This window comes from Salinicola sp. NYA28a, assembly GCF_976982775.1.
Map to the genome: position 1 here is coordinate 4,066,876 of NZ_OZ334582.1, position 22,438 is coordinate 4,089,313.

The following is a 22,438-nucleotide window of genomic DNA, read 5'->3' on the forward strand; positions in this document are numbered from 1 at the left end:
ATGAGTTGCTGTAGAAGCTCTCTGGCTGCCAGCAGAGAATAACTTCTATGACTCATCTGATGGCTGATGATAGCTCAGGCCTAGCCCAGCAGCTCGAACCGATGCGGCCAGATGCATTCCTCTTTCAGAGACCGGCAAAAGCGCTCAACGAGTCCGCCTACTCCGGCGTATACGGCGAGCGGCTCGCTATCTGTTTTTTCTAATGCGACACAAGCAAGACATCACAACGTCCAACCCCCATTCCTGAAGTCGAAACCACTACCCACCCTCGACCATTGGTGTAGAAGCGCCCCCGTTGTCGCCATGATCGGCTACCCTTGCGTCCCTGGCCTTGCCGCCGATATAGCACCTTTCGATCCCAAGGATGGCTCTCTTGTCGACTTCCGCGATGCCCCGCCGGGGCGTTCTGACTCTCGTCGCGCTGCTGCTGGTGGCGCTCAATCTTCGCCCGGCGCTGACCAGCGTGTCGCCGGTGCTCGGCAGCATCGCCGAGGCGCTGGCGCTCTCCCCCAGCTGGCAGGGCATTCTGACAACCCTGCCGGTGCTGTTCCTGGGTCTCGCGGCGCCGCTGGCGCCGCGGCTGGTGCGGCGCATCGGCCCGGAGCGCAGCGTGTTTGCCGCGCTCGCCGTGTTGGCGGTGGCGCTGCTAGCGCGGCCCTATATCGGCACGGCGGGGCTGTTTGTGGGTACGGCTATCGCCGGGGGCTGCATCGGGGTCATCGGGGTGTTGCTGCCGGGCATCGTCAAGCGGGACTTCCCCCGGCGCGTCAGCATCATGACGGGGCTCTACACCGTGGCGCTCAACCTCGGCGCTTCTGCGGCCGCGGGGACCACGGAGCCGCTGCGTCAGGCGTTGGGCGGGCTTTGGCAAGACGCGTCACAAGGGGCTTCTCACAGTTCCTGGCAGGGCGCGCTGGCGTTCTGGCTGCTGCCGGCGCTGATCGCGGCGCTGTTCTGGCTGCCGCAACTCAAGGGCACCAAGCCCACCCGCGTGCCCATCCGTCGCGGGGCGCGGCTGCGTCACGATCCGCTGGCGTGGCAGGTATCGTTGTTCATGGGGCTGCAGTCGTCGCTGGCGTACATCGTGTTCGGCTGGCTGCCGACGATCCTGCAGGATCGCGGGCTGGCGGCGGTCACCGCGGGGCTGGCGCTGTCGGTGTCGATCCTGCTGCAGGTGACCACGGCGATCCTGGCGCCGTTGATCGGCAGCCGCATGCGTGACCAGCGGGCGGTGCTGGTCGGCGTGATGGGGCTCACCCTGGTCGGGCTGCTGGGCTGCCTCTATGCGCCTATCGGTAGCGTGTGGCTGTGGATCGTGGTGCTGGGTCTGGGTCAGGGCGGCACCTTCAGCATGGCGTTGACCCTGCTGGCGCTGCGCGCGCCGGATGCGACAACGGCGGCCAGCCTCTCGGCGATGGCCCAGGGCATCGGCTATACCCTGGCAGCGATGGGGCCGCTGCTGGTCGGCGTGCTGCACGACTGGAGCGGCGGCTGGAACGTGGTGGGTATTCTGGTGAGCGCGATTGCGCTGGCCGCGCTGGTGATGGCGCTGGGTGCCGGGCGAGACCGCCAGGTGGCATCGACTGCTGGTGTGGATTGACGGCGCGGATTGAAGGTTTGGCCTGACGAACCCGGGCGCCGGAATCGGTTACTCTAGAAGAGCAACCAACGACCCCGGAGACTCGCATGCCAGCCAGAGCCATTAGCCTCGAGCAACAGCAGCGCCTGATCGAGATCGTGCGCGATGCCGCCAAAACCGAAATCCTGCCGCGCTTTCGTAATCTCTCCGAAGATGCGATCCGCTCCAAGAGTGCGCCGGACGATCTGGTGACCGATGCCGACCAGGGCGCGGAGCGGATGATGACGGCGGCGATCCGCGAGCTGCTGCCGGAGGCGACGGTGATCGGCGAGGAAGCGGTGGCCGACGCCAGCGCCAATCTCGACGATATCGCCGGCGCGGAGCTGGCGCTGATCATCGACCCGGTCGACGGCACCTGGAACTTCGCCCGCGGGCTCAACCAGTTCGGGGTGATTCTGGCGGCGACCAGCTTCGGCGAGACGATCTTCGGCCTGCTCTACGATCCGCTGGCGGACGACTGGATCGTCGCCCGTCACGGCGAAGGCGCCTGGTTCGGCCGCCCCGACGGCACCGAGCGCCAGCTGCAGGTCTCGGATACCGACAGGTTCGACGAGATGGTCGGCTCCACCTCGATCCGGCTGTTCGCCAAGGCGCAGCAGTATCAGCTCTCCGCGACCTTCCCCGACTTCCAGCGCATGATGGCCTTCGGTTGCGCCTGTCATGAGTACCGCACCATGGCGTTCGGCTTCGTCGACTTCATGCTGACCGGCAAGCTGATGCCTTGGGATCACGCCGCGGGGCTGATGATCCACGCCGAAGCGGGCGGCTATTCGGCGCTGCTCGACGGCACACTCTACCAGCCGACGATTCACCAGGGCACGGTGCTCGCCGCCAGCTCGCGGGCGCATTGGGAGCAGTTACGCGAGAAGTTCAGCTTTCTGGTCTGAAAAGTACCTGCGCTCGCCCAAGCGGCGTTAAAAATTGGCTCACTGAACTTCAGTTCAGAACGTCCGAAGGACGGCCCGAAGGGCGAGCGGAGCGAGTCACGTGCTCATTTACATCCCGTAAACTGGGGCGCCAGTCCGGTCCGTTTTCGCCAATTTTTACCTTAGCTACGCGCCCCGGCCTTGCCTTCGCTCATCGACTTTTCAAGCAGAGCATAGTGACCTGGCCGCCATTAACACTCCATGACGACGAAAACCGGCGCCGAGAAGGCCAGGACATCACCTTTCGCGTCGGCAATCTGGCCGACTCCTCGCTGGTGGCACGTCGACTGGTGCCGATGAATTACGTGGTCGCCGCGGCGCTGCTGGGCCAGGGTCTGGTGCTGTTTCCCACCTGGCTGATCGGCGATGCGCTCTCGCGGGGGGAGCTGGTACCGCTGCTCAAGGCGTGGCGCGGCGAGGTCATGCCCGGCCGCCGCGACATTCACGTGCTGACCACCGAACGCCGCCTGCGAACGCGTAAGGTGCGGGCGTTTCTAGACTATCTGCGGGAATCGCTGGCGCCACAGCCGGCCTGGGATCGGTGGCGATGATGTCGCTATTTTGAGCAATTTATTGCTCATTAATGGCGAGAAAAGCGTTTGATGAGCAAAAAATAGCTCATCCACCGTCGGACATGATAAATTTGAGCAATAATTTACCCAGTACACTCAATATGTCACTGACGATACAGTTGTTCCATCATGGCCAATGGCACGATGCCGCAGAACTTCAGATCGACGATCCGAAGGCGGGTCGACGCGGCACGATTGCGCTGGGCTACTCGACCGATTACGCCATCGACTGGATGGGCCGGGATGACGAGCACGCCTGCAGTCTGAACTTGCCGGTCGAGCTGATGCTGCTGTATCGCCGGACGAACTGGTTCGCCATGCTCGACGACATCATGCCGTCGGGGGCCAGCCGACGTTACTGGGTCAATCGACAGGGACTTCAGTCACTGCCCCCACACGAACAGGACCACGCCTTGCTGGCCCAGGGCACGATAGCGCCCGTCGGCAATCTGCGCATCAAGCAGGCGCTGCCCCAACTGCCGACGGGCAGTCAGCTGAAACACCATCGATTCACGCTGGACGATGTCGTGGAACGCCATACCGACTTTCTGGAATATGCCCAGCAGGTGGGCGCCGCCGGTGGTGGTGCGACCGGCGCGGGCGGCGAAGCACCCAAACTGCTGCTGCGTCGCGGCGCGCAGGATGAAATCTGGATCGATACCTGGCAGGACGAACCCCGCAATACCGATGCGCATTACCTGGTGAAATTCCCCCGTGGGCCACGCTCGGACATGGATTGCGACATTCTGCGCGCGGAGTACCACTACTATCACGAGCTGCAGGCGCTGGGCGTCGACACCATCGATATCCGCGGTATGGAACTCATCGAAGGGGCACGCTACCCCAGCCTCTGGCTGCCTCGATTCGATGTCGATTTCATCGAAGGAGAACGCACGCTTTACGGTCTGGAGTCGCTCTATTCGCTGCTGGAGAAGCCTCCGGGCACTTTCCTCAATCATTTTGAAGCGATCGACACGCTGGTTGCCAAGTGTCAGCAGCAATATCGCGTCAGAGAAATGGGCGAGACCTTCGACGTTTCCCGTTTCGTCGTGGAGTGGGTCAAGCGGGATCTTCTCAACGTCGCTTTCGGCAACTCGGACAATCATGGCCGCAATACCGCGATGATCAAGCGGCCCGATGGCCTGGGGCTGGCGCCGGTCTATGATTTCGCGCCCATGAAGGCGGACCCCGAAGGCATCATACGCACCACACAATGGGGCGCGCCCTACGAAGAAGGCGGCCGTTTCGACTGGCAAGGGATCGCTCAACGGCTCGATCCGCTGGTTCCCGCCGACGACCTGCTCGCCGAGCTCCGCCAGCTGGGAAGACGATTGAAAGGCCTGAAAGCTCGCCTGCGGCAGCGAGGCGTTCCGAATTCGATTCTCGATCTGCCCGCGTTGGGATTCGACTATCTCGACGAAAAACTCGATGCTTGGGGGCTGACATGAGCCGTCTTTCTCCTCAGGAACGTGAAGCGCTACTGTTCGATCTGCTCGACCAACTGTTCGAGGAAAAAATCACCACGGGAGTGCTTCTGAAACGACTGCGCCGGGAGGTTCTGGAGATGAACCAGACCCGCTATGCCGCACTGGCGTCGGTGAGCCGACGAACGCTTTCGGCCATCGAGAACGACAGCGGGACCCAATCACTGGGTTCTCTCAATCGCGCCTTTCGCCCTTTCGGGCTTAGCGTGGGTCTGCTCCCGCGTGATCGCTCGACCCGTCAACGCCTGCTGACGCGATCCTCCTCGTGATCACCTTCATAGCAAAACCTAATTAGCGATTGAATCGTGCGCGATATAGATTGAATGCATGACGATACCCAACGATACCGACGACACGCTGGCCCTGGAATCGCAGCTCTGCTTCGCGCTCTATTCGACCCAGCTGGCGATGAACAAGCTCTACCGCGGCCTGCTGCGCGAGCTCGATCTGACCTATCCCCAGTACCTGACCATGCTGGTGCTGTGGCAGCGGGACCGGCAGACGGTGTCGGAGATCGGCGAACAGCTGTACCTGGATTCGGCCACGCTGACGCCGCTGCTGAAACGGCTGGAAGTGGCAGCGCTCATCACCCGGCAGCGCTCGCGCCAGGATGAACGCCAGGTCGAGATCGCGTTGACCGAGAAGGGCCGTTCGCTGCGCGAGCAGGCCAAGGCGATCCCCCATGCCGCCGGCTGTGCGGGGCAGTGCACGCCCGAGGAGGCTGCCGAACTGCGCGATGCGCTGCATGGACTGCGTCGGCGGCTCGACAGGCAGTGAAGCGTTCGCACGATTGGCGAAGACCATTTTTACCCAAATAGATCGCGCGCGGTTTAATAGACCACGATCATAAACCCGGAAGGAGATTCATCATGTCACTCGATAACGTCCTCTATCGTGCCGAAGCGACTGTTACTGGCGGCCGCGACGGCCGTGCCACCGCCGCCGACGGTGCCATCGATCTCAAACTGTCGACGCCCAAGGAACTGGGTGGCGCCGGCGGTGACGGCACCAACCCGGAGCAGCTGTTCGCGGCCGGCTACTCCGCCTGTTTCATCGGCGCACTGAAACTGGTCGCCTCGAAAGAGAAGGCCAAGCTGCCCGACGACACCCGGATCCAGGGCGAAGTCGGCATCGGCCCCAAGGGCGAGGGTTTCGGCATCGAAGCGACGCTGACGGTGAAGCTTCCGGGCATGGATCGGGAACAGGCCGAAGCGCTGGTCGAGAAGGCCCATCAGGTCTGCCCGTACTCCAACGCCACTCGCGGCAACATCGATGTGACCCTGAACGTCGAAGTGTGATCTCGCATCGCAACCCAAGTGAAGATCCGAGGCCTCTTTTGCGGCCTTGGATCGTTATGTCCAGGGAAGTCGTGATGGCCACGCTCCTGATCGCCTTGGGTAACGGGAGGCGTTAGCGTGCTAATATCCCTTGCTATCCGCCATCCGGAACCGACTGCCCGTGCCCGCCATCGACTCTCGCACCGACAAATCCACGCCACACACCGATACGCCCACGCCCTGGCCCACCATCATACTGCTGGCGATGACCGCGTTCTGCGCCGCCGCCACCCAGCGAATCCTCGACCCGATGCTGCCGCGTCTCGCCGAGGTCTACACCACCACGCTGAGCGCCGCCTCCTGGGCGATCACGGCGTTCGCCATCGTCTATGGCTGCCTGCAACTGGTGCTGGGGCCGAGCGGCGACCGTTACGGCAAGCTGCGCGTCATCTCGCTGTTCTCCTGCTCGCTGCCGTCGCCAGCCTGCTGTGCGTTTTCTCGGGCAGCCTGGCGACACTGATCGCGGCGCGCATGCTGGCGGGAGTAGGATGCGCGGCGGTGATTCCGCTGGCGATGGCATGGATCGGCGACAACGTGCCTTACGAGCAGCGACAGGCGGTGCTGGCGCGCTTTCTGATCGGGCAGATCGGTGGCCTGGCCTGCGGCCAGACCTTCGGCGGCCTGGCCGCGGAACAGGACTGGTGGCAGTGGCCGTTTCTGGTCTACACCGTGCTGTTCGCCGCCGCCAGCGGGCTGCTGTGGTATCGCGTCGGGCGGCATGAACGGCCCCAGGGCCGGAAGCCGGAATCGCTCGGCGTGAGCCTGCGCCACGTACTGCAGAAGCCGTGGCCGCGCGTGGTGCTGATCAGTGTGTTCTTCGAAGGCGCGGCGGTCTTCTGCGGGTTCGCCTTCGTGGCCAGCCATCTGCACGTCGCCGGCGGGCTGCCGCTGACCGAAGCCGGGCTGATCCTGGCGGTATTCGCCGTCGGCGGACTGAGTTTCGCGCTGCTGGCGCGGCGGCTGGTTCCTAAACTGGGCGAAACCGGCCTGTGCCAGCTGGGCTGCGTGCTGATCGCGATCGCGCTGGCCGCCATCTGCCGCTGGCCGACGCCCGGTGTCGCCGTCGTTGGCTGCTATCTGTTCGGGCTGGGGTTCTACATGCTCCACAACACGCTGCAGACCACCGCGACGCAGATGGCACCGGAGCGACGCGGCGCCGCCGTCTCGCTGTTCTCGACCGCGTTTTTCACCGGCCAGTCTCTCGGCACCGGCATTGGCGGCGCCATCATCGCCTTCTCGGGTACGACACCGACCCTGGCGCTGGCCACCGTCGCCGTGCTGCCGGTCGGCTTCGGCTTCGCCTGGCAGATCCGCCGCCGTGACCGGGCGCTGGTGCCAGCGTAGCGGTGCCGTCTTCGAATCTTCCCTTTGTCGAGGGTTCAGGGCGGCCGGCAACGCCGAAGCGAGACCGCGCGCCAGGATGCTGCCAGACTCGATGAAACCGATCGCCAACCGGGAGACCGACTCATGACCCTCGCCACACCGCAGCAGGTACTCGACTTCTGGTTCGAGGAGCTGACACCGAAGCAGTGGTTCATCAAGAGCGATGATCTCGACCGCAGGATCGCCGAACGCTTCGGCGAGACGCTGGCCGCCGCGGCCCGCTGCGAGTGCTGGCAATGGCGCGAGACGCCCGCGGGCCGGGTGGCGGAGATCGTGGTGCTCGACCAGTTCTCGCGCAATATCCATCGCGATACGCCGAGTGCCTTCGCCCAGGACCCGCTGGCGCTGGCACTCGCCCAGGAGCTGATCTCGCGAGGCGAGGATGACGCACTGCCGCTGACCCGGCGCATCTTCGCCTACATGCCGTTCATGCACAGCGAGTCGCTGGCGATTCACGATCAGGCGGTCAAGCTGTTCGACCAGCCCGGCATGGAGGAGCAGCTGGACTACGAGCACCGCCATCGTGCGATCGTCGAGCGTTTCGGCCGCTACCCGCATCGCAACGCGATTCTGGGGCGCGAATCGACGCCTGAAGAGATCGAGTTTCTGCGCCAGCCAGGCTCGTCGTTCTAGTCGTGAATCTTGGCTGTATCGCGGCTTCGGCTTTCAGCTCAGGATGAAGCCCACGCAGGCGGCGGTCGCCAGCCCCATCACGCCGTTGAAGACGCGCCAGGCGCGGGGGGTCTTCAACCGCCTGCCGATCGCCATGCCGAAACCGGCCCAGAGCGAGATGCAGGGGAAGGCGATCAGCTCCATGAACAGCGACAGGATCGCGGCGTTGGCGATCAGCGCCCCTTCGGTCGGCATGAAGCCGGCGATCAGCGCGATGCCCATCACCCACGCCTTGGGATTGACGAACTGGAACACCGCCGTCTGCCAGGCGGTCAGTGGTCGTGCCCCTTCTCTGGCTGCCAGGTCCGGCGGCGGCGCGGTGGCGATCTTCCATGCGAGATAGAGCAGATAGATGGCGCCGACGATCCTGAGCGCCTGCTGCACGACCGGAAAGCGCTCGAACAGCACGCCGAGACCCAGCGCCACGGCCATGAACAGCACGAAACAGCCCGCCATGATGCCGAAGATGTGCGGCAGCGTGCGGCGATAGCCGTAGAGCGCGCCGGACGCGGTCAGCATCACGTTGTTGGGACCGGGCGTGCCGGTCATCGAAATCGAGAACAGCGCCACCGAGAACCACCAGGCCAGCGAGGTCATTTGCCACCCCCTGGCGTTTCCGCCCAGGTCAGCGTGAAGCGGCGATTGCGCGCGCCGCGATTCTTGATGCTGGCGACCTGGATCGCGCCGACCTCGGCGGTCGAATTCACGTGCGTGCCGCCGCAGGGCTGGTAGTCGACATCACCGATGCGAACCATGCGGATCTCGCCGGCGCCACGCGGCGGCGTCACCGACATCGTCTTGACCAGCTCGGGACGGGCATCGAGCTCCGCTTCGCTGATCCACTCGCTGGTGACCGGATAGTCGGCAGCGATCAGGGCGTTGAGCCGCTCGGTCAGTTCGTCCTTGTCGAAGCTGGCCTCGCCCAGATCGAAGTCGAGCCGGCCACGCTCGGCGCCGATGCTGCCGCCGGTCACGCCGTGGGGCACGACCACCGAGAGCAGATGCAGCGCGGTGTGCATGCGCATGTGGGCATGGCGCCGCGCCCAGTCGATCTGCTGGGTGACGCTCTGGCCGACTTCCAGCCGGTATTCCCGTGCATCCGCCGGATCGAGCAGATGATGCACCTCGCCATTGTCGCCTTTGCGCGTATCGCGCACCGCCAGGGTACGGCCGTCGGCGGTGATGAACACACCCTGATCGCCCGGCTGGCCGCCACCGTGGGGATAGAACAGCGTGGCATCCGTGACCACCACACCGTCGTCGCCAATCGCCCCTGTCGTTGACAACACGGTCGCCAGGCTTTCCCGGGCGGTAGGCAATTCACGAAAGAGCAACGCGGTAGACATCGGACACCTCTCCAGAAAGTCGTTTTCCAAAATTGTATGGGTTCAATTTATTGACACAGCGATTAATCTTCCGAACAATTCGAGCATAAACCCACCGCTTCTTCGGTCAACTCGATTTTTGTCACCATGACAATCTGGATACCCGAACTTTCCGGCCAAGGCCCACGCTATCGCCAACTGGCCGACGCCATCGTCGCCGCCACGGCTAGCGGCGAACTGCCGACGGGCGCCAAGCTGCCGCCCCAGCGCCGGCTGGCGGACGCGCTCGGCGTCACCGTCGGTACGATCACACGCGCCTATGCGCTTGCCGAACAGCGCGGCATCGTCAGCGCACGAGTCGGCAGCGGCACCTACGTGCGCGACCGGCAGCCGCGGGTCGAGCCTTTCAATCATGTCCGGCAGAGCCCGCCCGAGAGCGACATGATCGATCTCAGCCTGTCGCTGCCGCCGGCGCACCCGGAGCGCGAAGCCGCACTGGGGCGGGCAATGCAGGCGATCCAGCACGATCCTGCCAGCCTGCGCGCGGCGATCGACTACCAGCCGGAGCAGGGCCAGACGGGCCAGCGGGAGATTTTCGCCGACTGGCTCACCCAGTCTGGCCGGCCGGTCTCGGCGGACGAGCTGCTGATCGATCAGGGCGGAATGCACGGCATCTATCTCAGCCTTAGCGCGCTGCTGGCGCCGGGCGAACGGCTGGCCGCCGAACGTCTGACCTATCCCGGCCTGATCAGCGCGCTGCAGCAGCTCTCGCTCAAGAGCGTGGCGATTCCCCATGACGCGGAAGGCATCGATGTCGACGCCCTGGCCAGAGCCTTCGACCAGCAGCCGTTTCGCGCACTCTACGTGATGCCGGATTGCCATAACCCGACCACCGCGCGGCTCAGCGAATCACGCCGTCGGGATCTCGTGACATTGGCGCGGGAACGGCAGTTCTGGCTGATCGAGGACGAGGTCTACCAGCACCCGCATATCGAACCCGCAACGCCGCTCTACCAGCTGGCGCCGGAGCGCACCGTGACGCTGTTCTCGGTCGCCAAGCTGCTGGGTGGCGGCCTGCGTGTCGGCGCCCTGCGTGCGCCCAGAGAGTTGCACGGGCGCTTGACCGCCGCCCTTCGCGCCCAGAGCTGGATGCCGCCGCCGTTGATGACCTCGCTGGTCTGCCACTGGATCGCCAGTGGCGACGCCGCCGCCCTGCTGGCGTGGCAGCGCGAGGAACTGGCATGGCGCTTCGATCACGCCATGCAGAAGCTGGGAAGGTTCAAGCCGCGCGGTCAGCGCGGCGGCTTCTATCTATGGCTGCCGTTGCCCGACGAACTGCGCACCAGCCATGTGGTCGAACAGCTCGAGGCGCGCCGGGTCAACGTCAGCAGTGCGGAAAGCTTCTGTCTCGGCAATGTCGCGGCGCCGCAGGCGATCCGCATCTGCATCAGCGCCGCCGAAAGCCGGGAGGCGCTGGACCGCGCGCTGGACATCATCGCCGAGACGCTGGGCAATCCGGACCCGATGCTGTGGCAGACGGTATGAGCGAAGCTTCGATTTCGATCAGTAGCCCAGCGCCGTATCGACCCGATTCTGCAGCGGCTCGTCATCGAGGTAGCGCTCGACATTGGCGAAGAAGAAACGCAGGCAGCGCGGCACGTAATCGGCATCGTAGAGCCCGCTGTGCGGCGTGACGATCAGGTTGCGCGTGGTCCAGTAGGGCGAGTCCGCGGCCAGCGGTTCCTGGGGGAAGACATCCAGCACGGCGCCGCGCAGTTGTCCGGCTTCCAGCCGTTTCGCCAGCGCCGCGACATCCAGCACCGGGCCGCGGCCGATGTTGATCACGCCACCACGCGCGGGCATCGCCGCCAGTTCCGCCTCGCCGACCACGTTGCGGGTCTCCGGCGTCAGCGGCAGCGTGATCAGCAGGAAGTCGGCGTCGGCCAGCGCGTCCTTCAACCGGCTCTGCGGCAGGCTGACATCGGCGAGCGGATGCGGCTTGCCCGAACGGCTGACGCCGATCACCTTCAGCTCGAGCCGCTTGGCCGCCTCGGCCGCCGCGCTGCCCAATGCGCCCATGCCCAGGATCACCACCGTCTTGCCGTCGATGGGTTCGATCGCGGTCTGCTCCCAGTGCTTCTCGCGCTGCTGGGTGACGAAATCCGGCAACCGGTTGTTGAGCATCAGCAGCGCGGTCATCGAGAACTCGCGGGCCCGCGCCTCGTGGTTGCCCTTGGCATTGGTGACCAGTACGTGGGCCGGCAGACGGTCCAGCGGCACCCGGTCCACCCCCGCGCTGGTGATATGGATCCAGCGCAGTTTGGGCGCCCGGGCGGCGACGTCGGCGATATCCAGCGCCCCGACCAGAATCAGCACCTCCGCCGTCGCCAGCGCGGCATTGAGGGCGGCCTCGTCGTGGCTGAAGCTCAGCGCGATCCGCGACGACAGCCCCGCGAACTCGTTCAGAATGCCGAAGACGCGCTCGTCGGCGAAGTCCTTGGACTGCCGGAAATCGGGGTCGGTATAGATATGGATATCGAGAGCGGTGGACATGGGGCTCCTCGCGCGCGGTTCGCGGTGATGGGATCATGGAGGGCCGGATCGCCAGTTGACCTGAGGTGATGAAATCCGGCCGTCATCCGATCCGACGGTTGTCGTGTACAGATCGTGTTGTATGACGATTGGCGAACCCGCAGTGTTACCGTAAAACCCCATAGCCGGCAAATCATCGCCCGACGAACCGACGAGAACCGCGATCCACCCATCCGGCGTCATGCCGTACCGCCCGTGCCAAAACAACCGTCATGCCAAAGGAACCGCCATGCCCGCCCTGATCCGTCGCCCCTTCGTTTTCCTCCGCCACGGCCAGAGTACCCGCAATCTCGAACGCCGGATCGGCGGCCAGCACGATGTGGCGCTGACGCCGCAGGGAGAGGAAGAAGCCCGGCGCGCGCGGGCGCTGCTGGGCGATATCGACTGGTCACTGGTAGCCGCGAGTCCGCTGCAACGCGCCTACCGCACCGCCGAACTGGCGCTGGGCCGCGCGCCGGATCGTGTCGTCGACGGGCTGATGGAGCGCCACTGGGGCGAGCTGGAAGGCCAGGCGATCCCGGAAACCATTCCCTACATGAGCACACCGGCAGGCGGCGAATCCTGGGAGGCGTTCGTCGAGCGCATCGCCGATACGCTCAACGCGCTGCTGGAAGAAGCCGATACACCGCTGATCGTCGGCCATTCGGGGCTGGTGCGCGCCGTGCGCTGGTTGACCCACGGCACGCCTGCCGGTCCGCGCTCCGCCAACGCCGTGCCGCTATGGATCGCCCCGGAAGGCACAGAGAAATGGGCGATTCGGGCGTTTACGCCCGCTGATCTTCGCCAGCCCGCTCGACCCTGATTCGCCTCGGCGCTCAGTCCACCGCCACCGACCAGGTCAGCGATTCGCCGGCCCGGTACGGTACGAAAGTGTTGTCGCCTTCGCCGACCGACTCGGCGACAGGTGTGGGTCGGCGCGTCAGCGTAGCCGTGCCTTCGTTGAGCGGCAGGCCGTAGAAGCGCGGGCCGTTCTCGGAACAGAAGGCTTCGAAGTGCTGGAGCGCACCTTCCTGCTCGAACACGTCGGCATAGACCGAGAGCGCGGCTTCGGCGTTGAACACGCCGGCGCAGCCGCAGGATGTCTCCTTGGCGGCGGTGACGTGGGGCGCGGAATCGGTGCCGAGGAAGAAGCGCGGGTGTCCGCTGGCAACGGCCTTTCGCAGCGCCTGCTGGTGCTCCTGACGCTTGAGGATCGGCAGGCAGTAGAGGTGCGGGCGGATGCCGCCGACCAGCATGTCGTTGCGGTTCTGGGCCAGGTGCTGTGGCGTCAGCGTGGCGCCCAGGAACTCGTCGCCTTCCAGTACGAACTGGGCCGCTTCCTTGGTGGTGATGTGCTCGAAGACCACCTTCAGCTCGGGGAACTGGCGGCGGATGTCGGTCATCACCTCGTCGATGAAATGCTTCTCGCGATCGAAGATGTCGATCTCGCCCCGGGTGACCTCGCCATGGATCAGCAGCGGCATGCCGATGCGCTGCATCACTTCCAGCAGCGGATAGACGTCGGTGATGCGCTTGACGCCGTGCTGGGAGTTGGTGGTGGCGTTGGCCGGATAGAGCTTGGCCGCGGTGAACAGGCCGTCGGCGTGGCCCTGTTCCAGCGTCTCGCGGGAAACGCTCTCGTTGAGATAGCAGGTCATCAGCGGGGTGAAGTCATGACCGGCTGGAATCGCCGCCAGAATCCGCTCGCGATAGGCGCTGGCAGCTTCGATCGTGGTCACCGGCGGCACCAGGTTGGGCATGACGATGGCGCGGGCGAAGGTCCGGCTGGTGTAGGGGAGCACCGTCTCGAGCACCTCGCCGTCACGCAGGTGCAGGTGCCAGTCGTCGGGGCGGCGGATGCGAAGCGTGTCGGGCGAAGCGGTCATCGGGAACTCCTGGCAGTCGGTTGAGCGAATCGGCGCTCATGATACCAGAGACCGCCTCGCTGGCATTCGCCTCGCATCACGCCTAGGCGGACGCCTGGCGGCGGTTCCGGCGCAGCAGCAGCCACAGCGCCACGCAGCACAGCACCGCGACGAGCAGGTCAAACAGCAGCCCGGTCGTCTTGAGGCTGAGAACGCTGCCGACGAGGCCAATGCCCACGACCGGCAGCGAGATGGCGATATAGGCCACAAAGAAGAAGGTGGAGACGACGGCTGCCTTGTGCTCGTCGGGGCTGGCCGCCGTCACGGCGCCCATTCCGGCACGGAAAGCGATGCCCTGGCCGATGCCGGCGACGATCGCGCCGATGATGAAACCCGCCAGCTGCGCCGCGCCGATGCCCCAGGCGACAAAAAGCACGCCGACGAACAGCACCCCGCAGCCGATCGGCAGGCGGCGCGACTCGGGCAGTCGCCCCTGCAGCATCTGGCCGACCGTGGATGCAATGAACAGAAGCCCGGCCACGAAGCCGATCAACGCGTGATTGGTATAGCCCAGCACCTTGCCCAGAAAGGCGGGGGTCACCGCGGTGAAGAAGCCGCACACCATGAAGCCGGCGAAGGCGGCGATGGCCGCCGGCACGAACACGCCCCGTACCTCGGCGGGCACCTTGAGTTTCTGCACCCGCAGGCGAATCCGCTCGGGGCGCTTCACGGTTTCCGGCGCGCGCCAGATGCAGACCACCGCCACCAGCGCGAGCACCAGGTGGACGATATAGGGCAGAGCCAGCGGCATGGGGAAGAGCACCGCCAGCACGCCGGCCAGCATCGGCCCGAGGCCCAGACCGCCCATGTTGGCCGCGGTGGCGACGAGGGTGCCGACGCGCTGCCACGAATCCGGCACCAGCTCCATCACGGCGACGGTCGCCGTGCCGGTGAAGATGCCGGCGGAGACGCCCGACAGCACTCGCCCAGCCAGGATCATTCCCAGCCCGTCGGCGTGCCAGAACACCAGGTCGCTGAGGATCGACGCCGCCAGGCCGGCAAACAGCAGCGGTCGCCGCCCGAGCTGATCGGACCAGCGTCCGGTGATCAGCAGTGCCGCGATCACGCCGGCGGCGTAGACGGCGAAGATGATCGTGATCATCAACTGCGAGAAACCCAGCTGTTGCTGGTAGATCGGATAGAGCGGCGTCGGCAGCGTGGTGCCGATCATCGTCGCCGCGAAAGCCAGGGCAACCCCCAGAAATGGGCCGGCGCGGCGGGTTTCGGTAGCGTTCGAGGCGTTCATGGACGTCCTTGTCGGTTCGGCGCGGTCGCTGGCGGGAGCGAATGTAACGAATGGGGGAAGCAGTGTAGCCGATAGGATCCGGCCAATCCGCGCTGGCACCGGCGTTTCGCCGTCGCCTTCCGGCAGCGCCCCCGGCATGGCTGGCTATCGGGGGCGTGGCGTTTCCGTGGCATAATAGGCCGCTTCATGCATTCCCGGACGGTCGTTCTGTCATGTCGTACGTTTCTCCGACGCCTCATACCCCTGCCGCCGAATACGGCGCCGGTGCCCTGGGCACGCTCTACATCGTTTCCGCGCCCTCCGGCGCCGGCAAGACCAGCCTGGTGCGCGCCCTGCTCCAGCGCAACGCGGATATCGGCGTCTCGGTGTCTCATACCACGCGGGCGATGCGCCCTGGCGAGCAGGATGGCGTCAACTATCACTTCGTCAGCCAGCCCGAATTCGAGGCGATGGTCGAGCGTGGCGAGTTCTTCGAACATGCCTGGGTCTTCGACCGCCACTACGGCACCTCGCGGGTGGAGGTCGAGAAGCGCCTCGCCGTGGGCGAGGACGTGATCCTCGAGATCGACTGGCAGGGCGCCCAGCAGGTACGCGCGCAGGCCCCCGATGCCGAATCGATCTTCATCCTGCCGCCCTCGCGGGCCGCGCTCCAGGAGCGGCTTTCCGGACGCGGCACCGACGACGAGGCGGTCATCGCGCGGCGCATGCGCGACGCGGTCAGCGAAATGTCGCATTACGACGAGTACGAGCACGTCATCATCAACGACGACTTCGAGCACGCGCTGAACGAGCTCGAGTGCATCGTCCATGCGCGCCGTTCACGGCTCGACAAGATGCAGGCACGATACGCCGCCCTGCTCGAATCGCTGCTCAACGACGTCGACTGAGTGCCGCAGGGGAAATAACGGCCGCCCTGACCCCGGTCGTCACGGCGGGGCTCTCTTTGCCGGCAACGGCGCGCTCTTGTCAGAGATCACGCAACTCCAGTAGACTGCTCGGTCCCGCAGACCCCGTATTCCGGGGCGCGTCTACCCATTTTTTGGCAGCAGGGCTACCATCATGGCACGAGTGACCGTCGAAGATTGTCTGGAACACATCGAGAACCGTTTCAAGCTGGTAATGATCTCGTCCCAGCGCGCCCGTCAGCTCGCGCGCGGCTCCCGCGATGCGCTGCTGCCGTGGGAAAACGACAAGCCGACCGTCATGGCGCTGCGCGAGATCGCCACCGGTCAAATCGACGACAGCATCCTCGACGAGCCGGTCGAAGCCGCACCGCCGCGTCCGCGCCCCGAGCCGACCCAGGAATACGATATCTGAACCAGGCTTCCGGCGTGACCTGTATTCCGTGTCGTCGTCACGACCGCCACGGACCGGTTGCCGAACGGAACGTCGATAACGGGTTGTCAATCGGACCGTTAATTACATAGGGCAGGCGCGCCGCATGTTCACCATCGATGACCTGGCCGATCGCCTCGGCGGCTATCTCCCCGACGACGAGATTCAGCAGGTCAAGCGCGCCTTCTACTACGCCGAGCAGGCCCACGACGGCCAGCAGCGTCGCTCCGGCGAGCCTTACGTTACCCACCCGCTCGCCGTCGCCAATATCCTCGCCAACATGCACATGGACCATCAGAGCCTGATGGCCGCCATGCTGCACGACGTCATCGAGGACACCAGCGTCTCCCGGGAGGCGCTCGAAGCGCAGTTCGGCGAAGCCGTGGCGGAGCTGGTCGACGGCGTCTCGAAGCTGACCCAGATCACCTTCGAGGACAAGGCGGTCGCCCAGGCCGAGAATTTCCAGAAGATGGTCATGGCGATGTCCCGCGACATCCGCGTGATTATCGTCAAGCTCGCCGACCGCCTGCACAACATGCGCACGCTCGGCGCGCTGCGCCCGGACAAGAAGCGCCGGATCGCCCGCGAAACGCTCGAGATCTACGCCCGAATCGCCGGGCGGCTGGGCATCAACACCATCCGCGTCGAGCTCGAGGATCTCTCATTCCAGGCGATCCACCCGATGCGGTCCGAGCGCATCAAGCGCGCGGTAGCGAGCGCCCGCGGCAACCGCCGTTCGACCATGCGCCAGATCCAGACCAGCCTGCAGCGTCGGCTCGACGAGGATGACCTCACCGGCAGCGTGGTCGGGCGGCAGAAGCATCTGCTGTCGATCTATCGCAAGATGCACGACCAGCGCAAACCGTTCGCCGAGATCATGGACGTGTTCGGCTTCCGCATCATCACCGACAGCGTCGACAACTGCTATCGCGTGCTGGGCGCGGTGCACAATCTCTACAAGCCGGTGCCGGGGCGCTTCAAGGACTACATCGCGATCCCCAAGGCCAACGGCTACCAGAGCCTGCACACCACACTGTTCGGCCCCAGCGGTATGCCGATCGAGGTGCAGATCCGCACCCGCGAGATGGAAGCGATGGCCAACAACGGCATCGCCGCCCACTGGCTCTACAAGGCCGGCCAGACCGAACGGCCCATCGCCGCCGGCAGCCACGCCCGCGCCCGCGAATGGGTTCGCGGCCTGCTCGAGATGCAGCGCCACGCCGGCGACTCGCTGGAGTTCATCGAACACGTCAAGAACGACCTGTTCCCGGACGACGTCTACATCTTCACCCCCAAGGGCGACATCATGGAGTTGCCGCAGGGAGCGACGGCGGTCGACTTCGCCTACAGCGTGCACACCGATATTGGCAACAGCTGCATCGCCTGCCGTATCGACCGCCATCTGGCACCGCTGTCGACCCCGCTGGAAAGCGGCCAGACGCTGGAGATCATCACCGCCCCCGGCGCGCGCCCCAACCTGGCTTGGCTCAATTTCGTGATCACCGCCAAGGCCCGTTCGGCGATTCGTCACGCGCTGAAGAGCCAGCAGCGCAGCGAGGCGATCCAGCTCGGCCGCCGCCTGCTCAACCGCGCCCTGGGCAGCTTCGAGACCAGCCTGGAAAAGCTGCCACAGGAACGGCTCTCGGCGCTGCTGGACGAGCTGGATCTCAAGGCCGAAGACGACCTGCTCGAGACCATCGGCCTCGGTACCCGCCTGGCGCACACCACCGCACGACGGCTGGTCGCGAACGATCTCCCTGTCGGGGCCAATGCCGGCGAGCATGACCCGGAACGGTTACTGGTGGATTCGCCGCACAACGGCCCGATCGTCATCAACGGCTCCGAGAGCATGGCCATCAGCTTTGCCCGCTGCTGCCACCCGCTGCCGGGAGACCCGGTGATCGGCCACCTGTCGATCGGCAAGGGGATCGTCGTCCACCGTCACGAGTGTGGTAACCTCGACGAGTTGCGCGACGATCCCGACAAGCTGGTCTCGTTGACCTGGTCGAAGCAGATCGATCAGGATTTCCCGGTCCCGCTGCGTATCGAAGTCGAGACCCGGCGCGGCCTGATCGCCGAACTGGCCAGCCTGATCACCGATGCCGACGCCAATATCGAGCGCATCGGCATCGAAGAACGCGACGCCAGACTCTCGATCGTCAACCTGACCATCCTGGTCAAGGGCCGCATTCATCTGGCGCGAATCATCAAGCGCCTGCGCAACCTGAATCACATCGGCCGCATCGTTCGCGCCCGAAACTGATCCGTGACGGCTGCCCCGCCGCGTCATGCGCGGCGGGGCAGCGTTTTTTCAAGATGTCATGTCATTAGAAAAGTATTCATGAAAAGGCACTGATTCAAAGAAACTGGAGGGTACGCCATGAGCAACAAAGCCGTGATCAACACCGACAACGCCCCGGCCGCCATCGGCCCTTATTCCCAGGCCATCAAGTCGGGTAACACCGTCTATCTTTCGGGCCAGATTCCGCTCGACCCCACCACCATGGAAATGGTCTCCGACGACTTCGAAGCGCAGGCCCGCCAGGTCTTCACCAATATGGCCGCGGTGTGCCAGGAAGCCGCCGGCTCGCTGCAGGATATCGTCAAGCTCAACCTCTACCTGACCGATCTCGACAACTTCGCCGTGGTCAACAAGGTGATGGAGGAGTTCTTCCAGCCACCCTTCCCGGCCCGTGCCGCCGTCGGCGTCAAGCAGTTGCCCAAGGGTAGCCAGGTGGAAGCCGAAGCAGTCATGGTCATCGGCGACTGAGCCCGGACGATTCAGACACCGCAGGCCATGTCGCAAGGGCGCTCAGACGCGAGCGGGCTCCGGTAGCTCGCCGCGCAGCTTGCTCACGTCCGTGCGCGGCGGCACGCCGAACATTCGGCTGTATTCGCGACTGAAATGGGATGGACTTCCGTACCCCACGCGGAAGCTGGCGGTGGCCGCTTCCATCCCTTCGGATAGCATCAATCTCCGCGCTTCATGCAGCCGAAGTTTCTTCTGAAACTGCACCGGCGACATCCGCGTGACCTGCTTGAAGCTGTGGAACAGCGATGACTCGCTCATGTTGACCATGTCCGCCAGCTCGCGAACGCGCAGCGGCTCGGTGAAGCGATCCTTGAGCACCGCGATCACTTTGGAAATGCGATGCGTCTGGGTATCGGCCACCGCGAACTTGCGCATGTGCAGGCCGATCTCGCCGACCAACGCACGATAGAAGATCTCGCGCCGCACCAGCGGTGCGAGAATGCGAATGTCCTGGGGTGAGTCGAGCAGATTCACCAGCCGCAACACTGCGTCCACCAGCCCCTTTTCCGCCTGCACCCGGCTTAGACCGCAGGCGTTTTCGGGGCATTCCTGCGGCTCGACGCCAGCCAATCCTTCCCCTACGCTTTGTCTGAAAAATGATGTCTTGCTAGCCTTTCCTCCCTCAGACTTGGAGGTATTGTCATGGCAGGACGTTACGAGATTTCCGATCAGGGTTGGACATTGATTGAAGATATCGTTTCGCCTGGCACGCCCGCTGGGCGTGGACGCCCACGCCGCGATGACCGGCAGATGCTCAACGGCATCTTCTGGATCCTCTGTTCCGGCGCCAAATGGCGGGATCTGCCCGAACGCTTCGGCCCATGGAAAACGGTCTACCAGCGCTTTCGTCAGTGGCGAGATGACGGCACACTCGAACGCAGCCTGTCACGCCTTCACCTGAAGCTTCGGGAAGATGGTTACATGGATCTCGATACCTGGATGGTGGACTCCACCTCGATTCGAGCGACTCGCTCTGCCGCTGGTGGCAGTAAAAAAGGGGCTCTGGAGAACGGGTAGGCCATGCGCTTGGACGAAGCCGAGGCGGCCTGACCACCAAGATTCACCTGGTTTGCGATGCCAATGGCGTTCCCCTGAGCTTCCTGCTATCGCCTGGTCAGCATGCCGATTCACGCTATCTCGTTCCTGTCATGGAGCAGATCCGCTTGCCAGGTCATACGGGACGTCCCCGCAAGCGCTGCCGCCATCTGCTGGCCGACCGAGGTTACGATAGTGATCGATTGCGTCGCTACTGCGACCGGTACGGAATACGACCGACGATCCGGCACCGACAGATGCACCGTCGCCCCAAGCCAGGACTACCCCGCCTGTTCGAGCGCCCGCGTTATCGGCGTCGCAATGTGATAGAGCGTCTATTTGGCTGGATGAAGGAAAAGCGGCGACTTTGTACTCGCTACGACAAGCTGGCAAAAAGTTACCGTGCCATGGTCACGCTGGCCTGCATCGAGCGCTGTTTACGGGTCTATTTTTCAGACAGAGCGTAGTCGGCGTCAAGATCTCCGGCGGCGATACCAACGTCTTCGTCCAGGTGGGGCTGGTGGTGCTGATCGGGCTGGCCTGCAAGAACGCCATCTTGATCGTCGAATTCGCCCGCGAGCTCGAATTTCAGGGTCGTAGCGTGGTGGAGGCGGCGCTGGAGGCCTGCCGGTTGCGACTGCGCCCGATCATCATGACTTCGATCACCTTCACCGCCGCGGTGATACCGCTGGCGCTGGGTCACGGCGCCGGGGCCGAGGTGCGCCAGGCCCTGGGCATCGCGGTGTTCGCCGGAATGCTCGGCGTCACCCTGTTCGGCCTGTTCCTGACGCCGGTTTTCTACGTGGCGCTGCGCAAGCTGGCCGGCCCGCTCAGCCAGAATCACGGCTCGACGATGGAAGGCGAAGATCACCGGCCACACAGCGACCCCGCCTGATCGGGAGCCACGGCCACACCGGGAAACCGTTGGCAAGGAGGGATACGATGCGTCACCCTGCTGGCAACGCCACCGGGAGCCGATATCGTGACCGTTTCTCGCCGACTTTTCTTCGCCCTGTGGCCCGACGACGCCAGTCGCCGGGCGCTGGCCGCCGAAGCCCAGCGCCTGGCGCCCCTCTGCGGCGGCTACCCGTTGCCGGCAGAGAACATGCATATCACGCTGGCGTTTCTGGGTAATGTCGACGAGACCCGGCTCGCTCCCCTCGTGGCCCTCGCGCAGGGCTGGCCGGCGCTGCAGGGCGAGTGGACGCTGGATCGGCTCGGACATTTCCCCCAACCTCGCATCGTCTGGGCCGGCAGCCAGATGCCGCATGACGCGCTACTGACGCTCGATGCCGAGCTCTGGCAGGCGCTGTCCCGCCACGGCTTCACCGCGCCGCAACGTGACTTCACCCCGCATGTCAGCCTGGTACGTCAGGCCGACCGTGCGCCCCCCCCTGTCACGGCTATCCGCCCCGATCCGCTGGCGCTTCGACCGTCTCGCCCTGGTGGAATCGAAGATCGGCGGCGACGGCTCGCGCTATCGGACGCTGGCTGACAACATCGGTTGAGATCATGGCGCTGGGCGTGACTCGCCCTCGGCAACTTCGAGAAACGCCCCGGTATCGCCCTGAAACAGTGGCAACATGCGCGCCAGCCGCTCGTGGGGCCATTCCCACCAGGCCAGCGCCTCGAGGCGTGCCGCGGTTTCAGGATCCTCGAAGCGGGGCCGCAGCGGGCGAGCGGGGTTGCCGACGACGATGGTGTAGGCGTCAACGTCCTTGGTCACCACGCTACCGGCACCGACGATGGCGCCATTGCCGATGGTGACGCCGGGCAGCACGATGGCACCGTGGCCGATCCAGACATCGTGACCGATCACGACACGATCCTCGGCGCGCCAGTCGAAGATCCGGTCGTCGACGCCCTGGTCGCTGCCGGCGAAGCCGAACTTGCCGGGGCGGTAGCTGAAATGGTGCAGCGTCGGCCGCCACCAGGGGTGATTGCTGGGATTGATGCGCACGCTGGAGGCGATCGACGTGAATCTGCCGATCTCGGTGAACATCAGGTCGCAATCGCGCTCGACATAGCTGTAGTCGCCGAGCGTGACGTGGTTGAAGACGCAGCGGTCGCCCACCTCGGTCCAGGCGCCCAGGCGACTCTCGTGGAGTTTCGCCGTGGGCGCGCTGGTGGGGGCGGCGCTCAAGCGCCGGGAAACGGGCTGTGAAGACATGAATCC

At 64.9% G+C, this 22,438-nt stretch carries 23 protein-coding genes and 2 pseudogenes; 18 read left to right on the forward strand and 7 right to left on the reverse strand.

The features are described 5' to 3' along the window. Nucleotides 1-364 precede the first annotated feature (364 nt). From ACWHY3_RS18345 to ACWHY3_RS18385, 9 genes and pseudogenes are all read left to right on the forward strand, one after another. The gene (locus ACWHY3_RS18345) at nucleotides 365-1,600 is read left to right on the forward strand and encodes a CynX/NimT family MFS transporter (protein WP_448127204.1); all 1,236 of its coding nucleotides are present in this window, start codon (nucleotides 365-367) and stop codon (nucleotides 1,598-1,600) included. A gap of 86 nt (nucleotides 1,601-1,686) precedes the next feature. Next, the gene (locus ACWHY3_RS18350) at nucleotides 1,687-2,526 is read left to right on the forward strand and encodes an inositol monophosphatase family protein (protein WP_448127205.1); all 840 of its coding nucleotides are present in this window, start codon (nucleotides 1,687-1,689) and stop codon (nucleotides 2,524-2,526) included. A gap of 215 nt (nucleotides 2,527-2,741) precedes the next feature. Further along, nucleotides 2,742-3,116 (forward strand): LysR substrate-binding domain-containing protein, encoded by a 375-nt coding sequence (locus ACWHY3_RS18355; protein WP_256961361.1) that lies wholly within the window; start codon nucleotides 2,742-2,744, stop codon nucleotides 3,114-3,116. A gap of 122 nt (nucleotides 3,117-3,238) precedes the next feature. Further along, nucleotides 3,239-4,585, forward strand: a complete 1,347-nt coding sequence (locus ACWHY3_RS18360) for a type II toxin-antitoxin system HipA family toxin (RefSeq protein WP_448127206.1) — start codon at nucleotides 3,239-3,241, stop codon at nucleotides 4,583-4,585. Continuing rightward, on the forward strand, nucleotides 4,582-4,890 hold the full coding sequence (locus ACWHY3_RS18365; RefSeq protein WP_087720669.1) for a transcriptional regulator: 309 nt from the start codon (nucleotides 4,582-4,584) through the stop codon (nucleotides 4,888-4,890). Before ACWHY3_RS18360 ends, ACWHY3_RS18365 begins: the two co-directional genes overlap by 4 nt. Nucleotides 4,891-4,948: 58 nt before the next feature. Beyond that, nucleotides 4,949-5,398, forward strand: a complete 450-nt coding sequence (locus ACWHY3_RS18370) for a MarR family winged helix-turn-helix transcriptional regulator (protein ID WP_087720667.1) — start codon at nucleotides 4,949-4,951, stop codon at nucleotides 5,396-5,398. A 92-nt stretch (nucleotides 5,399-5,490) separates the two neighbouring features. Continuing rightward, the gene (locus ACWHY3_RS18375) at nucleotides 5,491-5,919 is read left to right on the forward strand and encodes an organic hydroperoxide resistance protein (RefSeq protein WP_087720665.1); all 429 of its coding nucleotides are present in this window, start codon (nucleotides 5,491-5,493) and stop codon (nucleotides 5,917-5,919) included. Between the two features lie 289 nt (nucleotides 5,920-6,208). Continuing rightward, a pseudogene (locus ACWHY3_RS18380) lies at nucleotides 6,209-7,302 on the forward strand (MFS transporter). Between the two features lie 123 nt (nucleotides 7,303-7,425). Beyond that, entirely contained in the window at nucleotides 7,426-7,974 is a 549-nt protein-coding gene (locus ACWHY3_RS18385; protein WP_448127207.1) for a DUF924 family protein, read from the forward strand. A gap of 33 nt (nucleotides 7,975-8,007) precedes the next feature. On the opposite strand, the gene ACWHY3_RS18390 is transcribed toward ACWHY3_RS18385, so the two are convergent. Continuing rightward, complete coding sequence (locus ACWHY3_RS18390) at nucleotides 8,008-8,610, reverse strand: LysE family translocator (RefSeq protein ID WP_448127208.1); 603 nt, start codon at nucleotides 8,608-8,610, stop codon at nucleotides 8,008-8,010. Next, the gene (locus tag ACWHY3_RS18395) at nucleotides 8,607-9,359 is read right to left on the reverse strand and encodes an alanyl-tRNA editing protein (protein WP_448127209.1); all 753 of its coding nucleotides are present in this window, start codon (nucleotides 9,357-9,359) and stop codon (nucleotides 8,607-8,609) included. The genes ACWHY3_RS18390 and ACWHY3_RS18395 overlap by 4 nt, the downstream gene beginning before the upstream one ends. A gap of 126 nt (nucleotides 9,360-9,485) precedes the next feature. Here ACWHY3_RS18395 and ACWHY3_RS18400 point away from each other — a divergent pair, with 126 nt between their 5' ends. After that, nucleotides 9,486-10,883, forward strand: coding sequence for an aminotransferase-like domain-containing protein (locus ACWHY3_RS18400; RefSeq protein WP_448127210.1), 1,398 nt, complete (start codon nucleotides 9,486-9,488; stop codon nucleotides 10,881-10,883). Between the two features lie 18 nt (nucleotides 10,884-10,901). Here ACWHY3_RS18400 and ACWHY3_RS18405 read toward each other — a convergent pair whose 3' ends face one another. Beyond that, nucleotides 10,902-11,891 (reverse strand): D-2-hydroxyacid dehydrogenase, encoded by a 990-nt coding sequence (locus tag ACWHY3_RS18405; RefSeq protein WP_448127211.1) that lies wholly within the window; start codon nucleotides 11,889-11,891, stop codon nucleotides 10,902-10,904. 268 nt (nucleotides 11,892-12,159) lie between these two features. Between ACWHY3_RS18405 and ACWHY3_RS18410 the strand changes: the two genes are divergently transcribed. Then, on the forward strand, nucleotides 12,160-12,732 hold the full coding sequence (locus ACWHY3_RS18410) for a histidine phosphatase family protein (protein ID WP_448127212.1): 573 nt from the start codon (nucleotides 12,160-12,162) through the stop codon (nucleotides 12,730-12,732). Nucleotides 12,733-12,745: 13 nt separating this feature from the next. Here the strand turns inward: ACWHY3_RS18410 and pyrC are convergent, their stop codons facing one another. Both pyrC and ACWHY3_RS18420 read right to left on the reverse strand, forming a co-directional pair. After that, the gene (pyrC, locus tag ACWHY3_RS18415) at nucleotides 12,746-13,795 is read right to left on the reverse strand and encodes a dihydroorotase (RefSeq protein WP_448127213.1); all 1,050 of its coding nucleotides are present in this window, start codon (nucleotides 13,793-13,795) and stop codon (nucleotides 12,746-12,748) included. An 82-nt stretch (nucleotides 13,796-13,877) separates the two neighbouring features. Further along, complete coding sequence (locus ACWHY3_RS18420) at nucleotides 13,878-15,080, reverse strand: MFS transporter (RefSeq protein WP_448127214.1); 1,203 nt, start codon at nucleotides 15,078-15,080, stop codon at nucleotides 13,878-13,880. 212 nt (nucleotides 15,081-15,292) lie between these two features. On the opposite strand from ACWHY3_RS18420, the gene gmk reads away from it, so the two are divergent. The 4 genes from gmk to ACWHY3_RS18440 all read left to right on the forward strand — a co-directional run bounded on the left by gmk (nucleotide 15,293) and on the right by ACWHY3_RS18440 (nucleotide 19,185). Continuing rightward, complete coding sequence (gene gmk, locus ACWHY3_RS18425; RefSeq protein ID WP_087720645.1) at nucleotides 15,293-15,967, forward strand: guanylate kinase; 675 nt, start codon at nucleotides 15,293-15,295, stop codon at nucleotides 15,965-15,967. A gap of 172 nt (nucleotides 15,968-16,139) precedes the next feature. Beyond that, on the forward strand, nucleotides 16,140-16,397 hold the full coding sequence (rpoZ, locus tag ACWHY3_RS18430) for a DNA-directed RNA polymerase subunit omega (protein WP_087720644.1): 258 nt from the start codon (nucleotides 16,140-16,142) through the stop codon (nucleotides 16,395-16,397). Between the two features lie 124 nt (nucleotides 16,398-16,521). Continuing rightward, nucleotides 16,522-18,678, forward strand: coding sequence for a RelA/SpoT family protein (locus ACWHY3_RS18435; RefSeq protein WP_087720643.1), 2,157 nt, complete (start codon nucleotides 16,522-16,524; stop codon nucleotides 18,676-18,678). 117 nt (nucleotides 18,679-18,795) lie between these two features. Continuing rightward, nucleotides 18,796-19,185, forward strand: coding sequence for a RidA family protein (locus ACWHY3_RS18440; RefSeq protein ID WP_087720642.1), 390 nt, complete (start codon nucleotides 18,796-18,798; stop codon nucleotides 19,183-19,185). Between the two features lie 42 nt (nucleotides 19,186-19,227). On the opposite strand, the gene ACWHY3_RS18445 is transcribed toward ACWHY3_RS18440, so the two are convergent. Further along, a complete protein-coding gene (locus tag ACWHY3_RS18445) occupies nucleotides 19,228-19,797 on the reverse strand; it encodes an AraC family transcriptional regulator (protein ID WP_448127215.1) in 570 nt (189 codons plus the stop codon). A 72-nt stretch (nucleotides 19,798-19,869) separates the two neighbouring features. On the opposite strand from ACWHY3_RS18445, the gene ACWHY3_RS18450 reads away from it, so the two are divergent. The 3 genes and pseudogenes from ACWHY3_RS18450 (at nucleotide 19,870) to thpR (ending at nucleotide 21,757) form a co-directional block, all read left to right on the forward strand. Further along, a protein-coding gene (locus ACWHY3_RS18450) for an IS5 family transposase (RefSeq protein WP_110650779.1) occupies nucleotides 19,870-20,729 on the forward strand; the annotation gives its coding sequence in 2 pieces (ribosomal slippage) (nucleotides 19,870-20,239 and nucleotides 20,239-20,729; 861 coding nt in all). 2 nt (nucleotides 20,730-20,731) lie between these two features. Then, nucleotides 20,732-21,157 (forward strand): annotated as a pseudogene (locus ACWHY3_RS18455) (efflux RND transporter permease subunit); the annotation flags it as partial. 87 nt (nucleotides 21,158-21,244) lie between these two features. Beyond that, nucleotides 21,245-21,757, forward strand: coding sequence for an RNA 2',3'-cyclic phosphodiesterase (gene thpR / locus ACWHY3_RS18460; RefSeq protein WP_448127216.1), 513 nt, complete (start codon nucleotides 21,245-21,247; stop codon nucleotides 21,755-21,757). Between the two features lie 15 nt (nucleotides 21,758-21,772). Here thpR and ACWHY3_RS18465 read toward each other — a convergent pair whose 3' ends face one another. Continuing rightward, entirely contained in the window at nucleotides 21,773-22,432 is a 660-nt protein-coding gene (locus tag ACWHY3_RS18465; protein ID WP_448127217.1) for a DapH/DapD/GlmU-related protein, read from the reverse strand. Nucleotides 22,433-22,438: the final 6 nt, after the last annotated feature.